Annotated in this window: 9 protein-coding genes; 3 read left to right on the top strand and 6 right to left on the bottom strand. The window is 70.2% G+C overall.

Annotated elements, in window-relative coordinates; all coding sequences use genetic code 11:
* Positions 1–81: 81 nt before the first annotated feature.
* Positions 82–1,446, bottom strand: coding sequence for an OmpP1/FadL family transporter (locus ACT53Q_RS12310; protein WP_476186945.1), 1,365 nt, complete (start codon positions 1,444–1,446; stop codon positions 82–84).
* Positions 1,447–1,653: 207 nt separating this feature from the next.
* Between ACT53Q_RS12310 and ACT53Q_RS12315 the strand changes: the two genes are divergently transcribed.
* Both ACT53Q_RS12315 and ACT53Q_RS12320 read left to right on the top strand, forming a co-directional pair.
* Entirely contained in the window at positions 1,654–2,346 is a 693-nt protein-coding gene (locus ACT53Q_RS12315; RefSeq protein ID WP_476186946.1) for a rhomboid family intramembrane serine protease, read from the top strand.
* 50 nt (positions 2,347–2,396) lie between these two features.
* Entirely contained in the window at positions 2,397–2,717 is a 321-nt protein-coding gene (locus tag ACT53Q_RS12320; RefSeq protein ID WP_476186947.1) for a DUF1820 family protein, read from the top strand.
* 46 nt (positions 2,718–2,763) lie between these two features.
* Here the strand turns inward: ACT53Q_RS12320 and ACT53Q_RS12325 are convergent, their stop codons facing one another.
* The 5 genes from ACT53Q_RS12325 to gpmI all read right to left on the bottom strand — a co-directional run bounded on the left by ACT53Q_RS12325 (position 2,764) and on the right by gpmI (position 11,721).
* Entirely contained in the window at positions 2,764–6,351 is a 3,588-nt protein-coding gene (locus ACT53Q_RS12325) for a M1 family aminopeptidase (protein WP_476186948.1), read from the bottom strand.
* Positions 6,352–6,361: 10 nt separating this feature from the next.
* On the bottom strand, positions 6,362–7,255 hold the full coding sequence (locus tag ACT53Q_RS12330; protein WP_476186949.1) for an ABC transporter ATP-binding protein: 894 nt from the start codon (positions 7,253–7,255) through the stop codon (positions 6,362–6,364).
* A gap of 163 nt (positions 7,256–7,418) precedes the next feature.
* The gene (locus tag ACT53Q_RS12335) at positions 7,419–8,771 is read right to left on the bottom strand and encodes a S41 family peptidase (protein ID WP_476186950.1); all 1,353 of its coding nucleotides are present in this window, start codon (positions 8,769–8,771) and stop codon (positions 7,419–7,421) included.
* A 95-nt stretch (positions 8,772–8,866) separates the two neighbouring features.
* Complete coding sequence (locus tag ACT53Q_RS12340) at positions 8,867–10,174, bottom strand: murein hydrolase activator EnvC family protein (protein WP_476186951.1); 1,308 nt, start codon at positions 10,172–10,174, stop codon at positions 8,867–8,869.
* Positions 10,171–11,721, bottom strand: a complete 1,551-nt coding sequence (gpmI, locus tag ACT53Q_RS12345) for a 2,3-bisphosphoglycerate-independent phosphoglycerate mutase (RefSeq protein WP_476186952.1) — start codon at positions 11,719–11,721, stop codon at positions 10,171–10,173. The genes ACT53Q_RS12340 and gpmI overlap by 4 nt, the downstream gene beginning before the upstream one ends.
* A 131-nt stretch (positions 11,722–11,852) precedes the next feature.
* Here gpmI and ACT53Q_RS12350 point away from each other — a divergent pair, with 131 nt between their 5' ends.
* Positions 11,853–12,578, top strand: coding sequence for a DUF4097 family beta strand repeat-containing protein (locus ACT53Q_RS12350; RefSeq protein ID WP_476186953.1), 726 nt, complete (start codon positions 11,853–11,855; stop codon positions 12,576–12,578).
* Positions 12,579–12,635: the final 57 nt, after the last annotated feature.

Raw genomic sequence — 12,635 nt, forward strand, 5'->3', positions numbered from 1 at the left:
CAGGCCACCGCGGGGCGAAGGACGCGCAAAGAAAAACCCCGCCGAAGCGGGGTTTTCCGTGTCGCGGAACCGCGGCGACGATCAGAACTTGTACTGGCCCGAGAAGGCGAACAGGTTCACGTCGCTGCTGAACTTGCCGAACAGCACATGGCGCGAGGAATCGAAGATGCCGATCTTCGGCGTATCCGGCTGGATGCGCGTGTAGCCGGCGTTGAGCTCGATCTTGTCGCTCATGTCCCAGGTCACGCCCAGCGAGTACCAGCGGCGATCCTCGTCGGGCAGGCGCGGCGTGCGCGTGGCGAACGTGGTCGGGGTCTCGTCGTAGGCGTAGCCGCCGCGCAGGGTGAGGGTATCGGACAGCTTGTACTCGGCACCGACCGACCAGAACACGGTGTCACCCCAGTTGAACGGCTCGACCGAATCCGCATCGGGATTCTTGAAGTCGATGCGCACTTCGCGCAGCGAGTGCCAGTCGGTCTGCGTGTAGTCGCCCATCAGCGCGAGCTTGTCGTTCACCTGCCACATGGCGCTGAACGTGGTGATGCTCGGCGTGGTCAGCTTGGCGACCGCACCGCCGTCCTTGAACAGCGGGGAGGTGGTGGGGCTGGAGCCGAAGATCGTGGCGACGTCGGCCGGCACGGTCCAGTCGACCTTGCCGTCGAGCTCATGGTCGATCTCGGAGCGGTGAGACAGGCCGAACGACAGGCTGTCGGTCGGACGGAAGGTCATGCCGACGATCCAGCCGAAGGCGGAGTCGTCGCCGGTCACGACGGCCTTGCCGTCGCGCAGCTGCGGACGGGCGAAGGGCAGCGGGCGGGTCGCCGGGTTGGCGAACAGCGCGGTACCGAAGTCGACCGCCTTCGACAGCTCGGCTTCGCCGCGCTCGTAGACGATGCCGGCGCCGACCGAGAAACGGTCCGGGACGATTTCATAGGCGGCGGACACGGTCAGGTCGACCGTCTTCACTTCCGACTTGATGGCCGAGTAGCGACCGACCCAGTTGGCGTCGTATTCGGTCTTCAGGCCGAAGGGCGCGCTGACCATGGCGCCGACGGCCAGGCCGTTGTCGAACTTGTGGATGATCGACATGGCCGGCACCGGGGTCACGTCGCCGGCTTCGCCGCCGTCGCCACCGGTGAGCGGCGCCGCGATCGGACCGAAGCCGTAGCCGGCATAGCCGCCGCCCTTGAACTTGGCGTTGAGGTCGATGACGGTGACATCGGCCTGGATGGTGGTGCCCGAGAAACGGGTCATGGCGGCCGGGTTGTTGACGACGACCGAGGTGTCGCCCGGGGCGACGGCGGAACCGGCGAACGCGCGGCCGAGGGCCTTCGCGCTGTTTTCCTTCAGCTGGAAGCCGGAGGCATGGGCCTGGCCGAGGGCCAGCGCGCCGGCGATGCCCAGCGCGAGCGCGGACATCTGGACGATACGAGTGTGGCTGTGCATGGTGCTTGCGTCTCCGTGGACAGGATAGGGTCTGCGCCGTGCGGCCGGGCGCTGTTCCTCGCCCGTGCCGTTCCTGCCGGAAGCCCCCTCCCGACGTACGACGCCGTACGTACTATAACCCGCCCATTAACCGAAAGCTAACAAGCACATGGCGTCGCCGAGTGTGGTTTCATGGCGTGTTCAAGCGTGCTTCCGGTCGTTTCCGACATGTTCGTTCAGCTTCCCGTCCGCCGCAGGGGCGGTCTGCGTTGGGCCACGCCGCTGGTGTTCGCGGCGTTGTGGCTGGCCTATCTGTGGGCGAGCACCCGGCCCGGGCCCGAGCACGCCGCCCTGCTGCAGGGCTGGGGCGCGCTCACCGGAGGGCCGGATGCCGCCGAAACCTTCCGCGCACTGTGGGCCGATGGCCGCTGGGTGCAGTTGTTCACCGCCCTGTTCCTGCACGCCGACTGGGCGCACCTGCTGGGCAACCTGGTGTTCCTGCTGATCTTCGGCCTGCCCGCCGAACGCACGATGGGCCCCTGGCGGTTCCTCGCGCTGTTCCTGCTGGGCGGCGCGGCGGCCAACCTCGCGACCGTGTTCGCGATCGGCGGCCCCGAGCGTTCGTTGATCGGCGCCAGCGGCGCGGTGTCGGCGGTGATCGGCGCGTATCTCGCGCTGTTCCCCGGCGCCAAGCTCGGCGTGGTGCTGCCGCTGGGACTGTTCCTCGAATTCATCCGGGTGCCGGCGTCGCTGCTGATCGGCATCTGGGCGGCGTTGCAGGTCGGCTTCGCCTACATCGGCCCGGCGTTCGGCGCGGTGGCGTGGAGCGCGCACATCGCCGGCTTCCTGTTCGGCGTGCTGTTCGCCATCGCCGCGCGCGCGTCGATCGCCCGCCGGCTGCGCCGCAGCCGCGGCTACTGACGACCGCCACCGCCTCGCGCCCCGCGACTGACGACCGGTATCATCCGCCCATGCTGAAGACGCTCTACAAGGTCACCTTCCTCAACCACGGCCGGATCTACGAGCTGTATGCCGGGCGCGTGGGCAGCGGCAGCCTGTGGGGATTCACCGAGGTCGCGGACCTCGTGTTCGACGTGCACGACGGGCTGGTGGTCGACCCCACCGAGGAACGCCTGCGCGACGAGTTCGCCGGCACGAAGGTGCTGCACCTGCCGATGCAGAGCATCGTCCGCATCGAGGAAGTCGAGAAGAAGGGGCCGTCCGCGATCCGCGACGCCGCCAGCGGCGAGAAGGTGATCACGCCGTTCCCGGTGCCGGCCAAGCCGCGCTGAGCGGACGACAGCGGTCTGCGCCGCCGTCCGCGGAAACGTCGCGCGATCAGAAATCGATGCGCCGGCGATTGTCGGCCGACACGCGGTCGATCAGCTTGTTGTCCGGATCGAAGCCGGCCTCGTACGGTTCGCCATCGACCACCACCGTCAGCTTCGGCTGCGCCGTGGTGATGTGGTGCCGTTGCAGGTACAGGGTCTTCTGGTCCGCTTCCTTGCCCGATGGCGCCTTCGCGTACACGCCGACCTCGATCCAGTCGTCGAGCACGCCCGGCGTTTCGCGGCCCTTGCCGTCGGCGTAGCGCTTGGCCGCGCGCAGGTCCAGCGTGACCTCGTACTTGCCGTCCGCGCGCTTCTTCGCGGTCGCGGCTTCGACCCGGTTGTCGTAGAAGCTGATCTTCTCGAACAGGTCGTGGATCAACGCCTCGTGGCCGGGGCCGGCCTCCGCGCGGATGGCGTCGAGCAGCGCGGCGCTGGTCGTGTACGGCGGCTGCTGGAAGGCGTTGGCCTGCAGGAACTTCTTCAGCGCGCGATCCAGCGCCGCTTCACCGATTTCCTCGCGCAGGCGGTAGAACACCAGCGATCCCTTCTCGTAGTGCAGGTACTGCTGGTTCTCGACCCGGTACAGCGGCAGTTCCTCGACCACTTCGCTGGCGCGACCGGCGAGATAGCGATCCAGCTCGTAGCGCAGGAACTTGCGCATCTTGTCGCGGCCGTGCTGCTTCTCCATCACCATCAGCGCCGAATACTGCGCCAGCGATTCGATGAGCATGCTCCAGCCCTGCACGTTCGCGCCCACGACCTGGTGGCCCCACCACTGGTGCGCGATCTCGTGCGCGGTCACGTAGGACACGTAGTCGATGCCGTCGGCGTCGCCGAGGTCGGCGATGAAGCCGATGCTCTCCGAGAACGGGATCGTGTTGGCGAAGCTCTGCGCGAAGCGCGCGTACTGCGGGAATTCCACGATCCGCACCTGGCGATGCTGGTACGGCGTGAAGTTGGCTTCGTAGTACGCGAGCGAACGCTGCGCCGACGTGATCATGCGGTCGACGTTGTAGGCGTGCTTCGGGTCGTAGTAGATCTCGATCGGGATGCCCTTGTACGCGCCGCGACGCACCTGCCAGCGCGCGGACAGGAACGCGTAGAAGTTCAGCATCGGCCGGTCCATCGCGTAGCGGAAGCAATGGCGGCCCACGGCGTTGCGATATTCGCGGACCAGGTAGCCCGGCGACAGCGCGGTCTGGTCCGGCGCGGTGCAGATCGTGGTCTTGAAGTCGATCCAGTCGGCATCGTCGCTGAGCGGATTGTTCTGCCGCGCGGCCACGTCCTCCAGCTTCGGCATGCGCTGCGGTTCGCCGAGGCCACGCTTGCGGCGCTCGTTGCGATCGGTGATCTGGTACTCCTCGTTGTAGCCGAACGACGGAAAGATCGTGCTGTTGAAGAACGTGCCGTTGTCGACGATGTGGGTGTCGACGCCGTCGTTGGTGAAGCCCTTCGGCGCGACCCGCATGCGGAAGCGGAACGTGCGTTCCTCGCCCGGCGCGAGCGGCTTCGCGAGACGATAGATGCGGTAGCCCGCGTCGGCATCGTGGTGGCGCAGCGTGGCGCCGCCGAGATCGAGGCTGGCCAGGGTTTCGTCGTCCTGCATCCCGATGTGGACGTCGGCGATCGGCACGGCGTGCGGGTTGTGCACGCGGTAGACGCCGTCCACGACCATCGACTGCGTTTCCGGATGCAGGTCAACGTCGATGTCGGCCGCCAGGATCTTCGGCTGCGGCAGGTTGCGGTACTTGCCGTAGTCGCGCTCGTAGCGGGCCTGCAGGTCGAGCTGCTCGTCGGGCGTGCGGTAGTGGTTGCGGACGTTGGTGTTCCAGAAGATGAAGCTCCCGACGCCCGCCCAGGCGAGCAGCACGACCGTGAGGATCACGCCCTGCGGGCCGCGCAGGCGCTGGCGACCGAGGCGCAGTCGCTGCCGCCATCCGCCGCCCGTGCCGCGCACCCACAGCGCCGCCGCCAGCAGCAGCATCGCGGCCATGAACAGGCCCCAGTACGCCTGGAACCACAGCTGCGGCGCGAGCAGGTGGCCGTAGCCGTTCATGTCCGACCACTGCGCGTTCGGCGCACCGGCGTAGCTGTAGAGGTTGTGGGTGAAGTCCATCGCGCCCATCACGCCCTGCAGCACCAGGAACAGGACCATCAGCCCGTAGCCGACGAACTTGTTGTCGGCGTACGCCTGCAGGCTCAGCGCGAGCCCCGCCATCAGCACGAAGACGGTGCTGTCCAGCGTCAGCGTCTTCAGGTACACCATCGGTTCGAGCTGGAAGTGTCCCTTCGCCAGCTGGATGAGCATCGCCGCGAGGCCGCCGAACAGCTGGAACCCGAAGACCACCAGCACCAGCGCGCCGAACTTGGCGGCCAGCGGCACCCAGTCGGGCACCGGCATCGCATCGCTGACTTCGTGGATCTTCGCCGCGCGCGCCTTGCCGAACACTTCACCGGCGTAGAACAGCACGATGATGATCAGCACGAAGCTGTAGGCGCCCTGCAGGGCCTGCAGCATCTGCGAGGTGACCGGATGGACCGGCGTGTCGTACAGCGTGCTGGCGCGCAGTGCGCCCGGCACGAAGTTGGCGAGCGCGAACAGCAGCATGATCACGAACGGCACGCCGCGGAACACGCCGGCCGCATCGAAGCGCAATTGCGCGAGGAACTGCGCGAACGCGGTCCGTGCGCCGGTCGACGCCGGCGCGACCACGCGCGCGGCCCGCACGGGAGCCGCCGCGGGCGTGGCCACGGACGTCGCCTGCGCGGCCTTGCGGCGGAACAGCCCGCGGCCAGTGCCGGTGCGCTGCGGCTTGAACAGCGCCAGGCTGGCGCCGAACAGCAGCAGCGACAGACCGGTCCACAGCGCACGGTTGGCGAGCAGCATGCCGTCCAGCGTCGGTACCAGCGTGTTCATCTCGTCGGCCGACCAGTAGCGGACCGTGCGTGCGAAGGCGATCCGCCCCAGCGGCTCCCACAGCGCGACGGTGCGGACGTTGTCGAGATCGCTCAGCAGCGCGCTGCCCACGCCGTACAGCACGAAGAACCCGAGCACGCCGATGTAGACCCACAGGATGCTGCGGGTGAGCACTGCCATCATCGACAGCAGCGCCGCGGTGAACAGCAGGTTCGGCAGCACGATGACCAGCAGGCTCCACGCATACGGCAGCAGCGTGACCGGCCCCAGCCGTTCGGGATCGATCCACGGCATGAACTGTGCGACGAACATGGTCGCGACCAGCAGCGCGTAGATGCAGAGGCAGGCGGCCAGCGCGGCGGCGATGCGGCCGATCATGAAATCGCGGCGCCGGATCGGGCTGGCGAAGATCAGTTCCGCCGTACCCATCTCGAAATCGCGAAGCAGCGCGGCGTGCACCGACATCGCGACGAACAGCATGCCGATGAAGCTGAATGCCACCGACATGCCGATGATCACCCGCGGCGCGTTGCGGTGGATGTTGCCGATGGCGCCGCCCACCTGCACGGCGTCGGTGGTCAGTGCGGCGAAGGCCATCAGCGCGAACAGCACGCCGAGCAGCCACAGCACCGGCGATCGCAGCTGCTGGCGCAGCTCGAAACGGAAGAATTCGAACATGGTCGCCTCCTCAGGCCGCGACGGCGTGCTGGCGCAGGCGCTGGAAGTAGACGTCCTCCAGGTCCGGACGGATCAGCTCGAAACCGTCCTCGGGGTCCTGCTCGGCGTAGACGTGGATCTCGGGCGTGCCCTGCACCAGCCGCGTCGACAGCACCGCGAACGCCTGCTGGTAGCGCGACAGCGCCTCCATCGGCACGCGCTTGCGCCAGATCCGCGATTCGAGCGCGGCGATGGCATCGGCGGGACGACCGGTCAGCAGCACGCGCCCCTTGTTCATGATCGCCATGTTCGGGCACAGGTCGGTCACGTCCTGCACGATGTGCGTGGACAGGATCACCGCGACGTTCTCGCCGATCGAGGCGAGCAGGTTGAGGAAGCGGTTGCGTTCCTCCGGATCGAGGCCCGCGGTGGGTTCGTCGACGATGACCAGGCGCGGATCGCCGAGCAGCGCCTGCGCGATGCCGAAGCGCTGGCGCATGCCGCCGGAGAAGCCGCCGAGCTTGCGCTTGCGCACGTCCCACAGGTTCACCTGCTGCAGCAGGCCGTCGACGACCTCGCGGCGCACGCGGCGGTCGGTGATGCCCTTGAGCACCGCGAAATGTTCCAGCAGGTCCAGCGCGCTGACCTTCGGGTACACGCCGAAATCCTGCGGCAGATAGCCCAGGCGGCGGCGCACCGCGTCCTTGTCGCGCAGCACGTCGATGGGCGTGCCGGTGCCGTCGTCGAACACCGCGGTGCCGGCATCGGCCTCCTGCAGCGTGGCCAGGGTGCGCATCAGCGACGACTTGCCGGCGCCGTTCGGGCCGAGCAGGCCGAACATGCCGCGGGGAATGTCGAGTGAAACGTCGTCGAGTGCGCGCACGCCGTTGGCGTACGTCTTGCGAAGGTCGCGGATGGTGAGCATGTGCGGGGTCCCCGGTGGCGCCCGCCAATCCGGGCTGCTCGCATGCTAGGGAGCGTTCATGCGCCGCCGGACCCGCCGTTGGTCATGCAAAAGGCACGGCGTGACGAAGGTCGCCGTGACTTCCGGACCAGACGCCTGCGTGATCGCAGGCGCGATGCGTCGCTCAGCGCCGGTCGGGCGGCGGCAGCGCGGTGGCGACCTGCTTCTTCAGTGCGGCCAGCGCGGCGGTCACCGGCGCTTCGCCTTCCAGCACGTCGCCGACCGCAGCGTTCTCGGCTTCCTCGTCGCCGCGCAGATGGCCGGACAACGCGGCTTCGGAATAGCCCGCCGGGCGCGCCACGCCGCCGTCGGGACGCAGCACCACGTCGGGATCGATGCCGTGCGCCTGGATCGACTTGCCGCTGGGGGTGAAGTAGCGCGCGGTGGTGAGCTTGATCGCGTCGCCGTTGTCCAGCGGCAGCACCGTCTGCACCGAGCCCTTGCCGAAGGTGCGGCTGCCGACGACCTGCGCGCGCTGGTTGTCGCGCAGCGCCGCGGTCAGCACTTCGGCGGCGCTGGCGGAGCCGGCGTCGACCAGCACCACCATCGGTGCGCCGTGCAGGCGATCGCCCGGCGTCGCGCGGAACAGCGTGTTGCCCAGCGGATCGCGGCCGCGCGTGCTGACGATGTCGCCCTTGTCGAGCAGGTCGTCGGCGATCTGCACCGCCGAGGTCAGCAGGCCGCCGGGATTGCTGCGCAGGTCGAGCACGAGCCCGCGCAGGCCCGGCGCGCCGGCCTTCGCCTGCAGCGTGTCGAGGTTGCGTTCGAAGTCGTTGGCGGTGTCGGCCTGGAACGCGCTGATGCGCAGGTAGGCGTAGCCCGGTTCGAGCATGCGGCTGCGCACGCTGGCGACGCGGATGACGTCGCGCTTCACCGCCAGTTCCACCGGCTGCTTCGCGCTGGCGCGGCGGATGGTGAGCTTGACCGTGGAGCCGATCTCGCCACGCAACGGATTGGCGTCGATGCTCTCCGGCGTCAGCGGCTTGCCGTCGACGGCGATGATGAGGTCGCCCGAACGCACGCCCGCGGCCGCGGCGGGCGAGTCGTCGATCGGCGACACGACGAGGATCGGGCCGTCGGGCTGCTGCTGCACTTCGACGCCGATGCCCTGGTAGGCGCCGTTGGCGTCCTCGTCGAAGGCCTGCGCATCGCTGCGCACGAGGTAGGCGCTGTGCGGATCGAGGTCCTGCAGCAGGCCGCGGATCGCCGCCTGCATCAGCTTGCGGTCGTCGACCGGCTCGACGTAGGCCTGCTTCACCGTGTTGTAGACGCCGACGTAGCGGCGGATCTCCTCCAGCGGGATCTTGCTGCCGTCGTCCTTCGCAGTCGCGTTCACGGCATCGCCGGCGGTCGCGGGGCCGCTGTCTTTCGCCCCGCTGTCCTTGGCCCCGCCGTCCTGCGCGAAGGCGGGCGCGGCACCGAGGGCGAGCATCAGGGTGAGCACGAGGCGGCGGGACGGCGGCGTCAGCAGGGGCATCGGGAACTCCGGAGCGGGGGACGGCGAAGGGCCGGGGCTTGGGACCGCGGCGATGGCCGCGGGTTCACCGGGCCGGCTCCCGGTACCGTAGCCGTTCACTGGCGGCGCAGCCAGCTGCCGGGATCGACCGGCTGGCCGTTGCGGCGCAGTTCGAAGTACAGCGCCGGCTGCGACAGGCCGCCGGAATCGCCGACGCGGGCGACCGCGTCGCCGCGCTTCACGCTGGCGCCGGCCTCCTTCAGCAGGCTTTCGTTGTGGGCGTAGAGGCTGAGCGTGCCGTTGCCGTGGTCGACGATCAGGATCAGGCCGTAGCCGGTCATCCATTCGGAGAACACGACGGTGCCGTCGGCGACCGCGCGCACCGGCGTGCCGGCGGGGGCGGCGATCAGCAGGCCGCTGCTGGGGCGGCCGTCGGGCATGCGGCCGCCGTAGCCGGCCAGCAGTGCGCCCGACAGCGGCCAGCCGAAGCCGCCCACGCGCACCGGCGTGGCGTTGGCGACCTGCCGCGGCGGCTTCGGCGGACGCGGCGCGGCGCCGTGGCCGGCGGCATTGCGCGCGGCCTCGGCCCGCGCCTGCGCCTCGGCGGCGCGGACGGCGGCCAGGCGTTCGGCCTCGGCCTTCGCGGCGGCGGCGCGCAGCCTGGCGAGCACGTCCTGCAGCGCCTTCGCATCGCTGCCCAGCGCCTGCTCGCGTTGCCGGCGATCCTGGTAGCGCGCGTCGAGTTCGCCCACCGTCTGCGCCTGCGCGCGACGGTCGCGGGCCAGCGCGGCGAGCTGACTCTGGCGCTGCGCGCGCGCGGCGTCCAGCTCGGTACGGCGCGCGGCGATGTCGGCCTCGACGCGGTCCAGTTCGGCCAGCTCGGCGGCCAGCGCGCGGGTGCGGACCAGCCGCTGGCGCTGGAGATAGCGGTCGTAGGCGAGCTGGCGCTGGGCGTCGGCGACGCGGTCCTGCGCCAGCACCAGCTTCAGCGGCGCGGCGTCGCCGCGGGCATAGGCGGCGCGCAGCAGCGCAGCGAGTTCGCGACGCTGCTCGGCCTGCTGGCCCTGCAACGCGGCGCGGCGCGCGGTGAGCGTGTCGAGCGCGGCCTGCGTTTCGACGAGGCGGGCGTCGGTGTCGTGCAGCGCGCGGCTGGACGCGGCGACGCGCTCGTCCGCGGCGCGCAGGGCGCGGCTGGCCTCGCCGCGCGCGCCTTCGAGGCGACGCCGTTCGGTGGCGACGTCGCGCAGTTCGCGGCGGATGGCGTCGAGCCGGCGCTGCGCTTCGCGGCGGCTTTCGGGCGTCGCGCTTCCGGACGGCGCGTCCTTCGACGGCGCGGGCGCGGCGGACAGCGTCGTCGCCGCCAGCAGCAGCGCGGTGGCGAACCGCACCGCCCACACCGACGCCGATCGCGCGCGATGCCTCATCCGGCCGCGATCAGGCTGCGGCCGCTCATCGCCGCCGGGGCCGGCAGGCCGAGCAGATCGAGGATGGTCGGCGCGACGTCGCGCAGCGCGCCGCCCGCGCGCAGGGTCGCGCCGGGGCGGCCGTCGGCGACCAGCACGAACGGCACCGGGCCGACGGTGTGCGCGGTGTGCGGCTGCCCGGTCTCCGGGTCGCGCATCATTTCGAGGTTGCCGTGGTCGGCGGTGACCAGCAGCGCGCCGCCGGCCGCGCGCACCGCGGCCTCGACCGCACCGATCGCGATGTCGACGGCTTCGGCGGCCTTGATCGCCGCGGCGAGGTCACCGGTATGGCCGACCATGTCCGGGTTCGCGATGTTGCAGACGATCACGTCGAAGCGGCCGGAGTCGATCGCGTCGACCAGCTTCGCAGTGACTTCGGGGCAGCTCATTTCCGGCTGCAGGTCGTAGGTCGCGACTTTGGGGCTGGGCACGAGGACGCGTTCCTCCCCGGCGTAGGCGTCCTCGCGTCCGCCGCTGAAGAAGAAGGTGACGTGTGCGTACTTCTCGGTCTCGGCGATGCGCAGTTGGGTGAGGCCGTGCGCAGCGAGGATCTCGCCGAGCGTGTCGCGCAGGTCGTCCGGCGGGAAGGCGACCGGCGCCGGCAGCTTCGCGTCGTATTCGCTGAGGCACACGAACCGCGACAGCGCCGGGCGGCGCGCGTCGAAACCGTCGAAGCCGGGATCGACGAACGCCGCGGTGATCTGGCGCGCGCGGTCGGCGCGGAAATTCATGAAGACGATGGCATCGCCGTCGCGCATCGGCTGCGCGCCATCCAGCACCGTGGGCGCGACGAATTCGTCGTTCTCGCCGCGCGCGTACGCACCCGCGAGCGCGGCCAGCGCATCGGACGCGCGCACGTCGGACTGCGCGTCGACGATCGCGTCCCAGGCGCGACACACGCGATCCCAGCGCTTGTCGCGGTCCATCGCGAAGTAGCGTCCACCGACGGTCGCGATGGACGCGTTGCCGAGCCCGGTGCATTTGGCTTCCAGCGCGCGCAGGCTGGGTTCGGCCGAACGCGGCGGCGTATCGCGACCGTCGAGGAAAGCATGCACGGCGACCCGCGCCACGCCTTCGCGCGCGGCGAGGTCGAGCATCGCGAAGATGTGCTGTTCATGACTGTGAACGCCACCGGGCGAGAGCAGGCCCATGACGTGGAGCGTGCCGCCGGCCGCCTTCGCCGCGGCGCAGGCGGCGCGCAGCTCGGCGTTGGCGAAGAAGCTGCCGTCCTCGATCGCGGCGTCGATCCGGGTGAGGTCCTGGTAGACGATGCGGCCGGCGCCGAGGTTCATGTGGCCGACCTCGGAGTTGCCCATCTGCCCGTCCGGCAGGCCGACGTGGCGGCCTTCGGTGTGGATCAGCGTGTGCGGGCGCTGCGCGAGCAGCCGGCGCCAGTGCGGCAGGTCGGCCAGCGCCAGCGCGTTGTCGGCGGGATCCTCGCGATGGCCCCAGCCGTCCAGGATCATCAGCACGACGGGCTTGGGGACCGCGGGTTTCGGGGCAGGCATGTGACCTTCGGGGCAGTGACTTCGGGCAGGTGCGATTGTAGCGAAGCGGTCGCATCCTGCTTCCCGTCGCCCACCCGGCCGACTGTCCCCCCTGGCCCGCACGGGCCGCCCGTTTTCCCGGAGATCGCCCCATGTCCCTGTCCAGGTCCGTCCTCGCCGCTGCCCTCGCCTTCGCCCTGCTGCCGGCCGCGGCCCACGCCGCCCAGGATGTCGAGAAGGTCATGGGCAGCATCACCGCCCACGCGGGCACCTCGTACGGCGACCTGGAGACCGTCAACGGCAGCATCCACGTCGAGGCCAAGGCCGTCGCCGGCGATGCCACCACCGTGAACGGCAGCGTGGAGCTGGAAGCCGGCGCGAAGGTCGGCGACGTGCAGACCGTCAACGGCGGCATCAAAGCCGATGTCGACGCCACCGCCGGCTCGCTGGAGACCGTCAACGGCGGCATCCGCATCGAAGGCCGCAACCGCGTCACCAGCATCGAGACGGTGAACGGCAGCATCTTCACCGGCCGCGGCAGCGACGTGGCCCACGGCGTGCAGACCGTGAACGGCGCGATCGGCCTGGTCGACACCGACGTCGGCGGCAGCGTCGAGACGGTCAACGGCAACGTCACCATCGGCATCGACTCGCACGTGCACGGCGGCCTCACCATCGAGAAGCCGCGCCAGAACGGCATGGGCCTGAGCTTCAAGCCGCGCATCCCGCGCGTAGTGATCGGCCCCGGCGCCGTGGTCGACGGCCCGCTGGTGTTCAAGCGCGAAGTGAAGCTCTACGTGCACAAGACCGCCCGCACCGGCGCGATCACCGGCGCCACCGCGATCCCGTTCGACGGCCCGACGGCGCCGGGCGACTGACCCCCACGGCCGCCCCACCCGCCCGGACTTCCGGCAGGCGCCCGGGCGGGCCGCAGC

The organism is Lysobacter sp. DMC97, assembly GCF_056313745.1.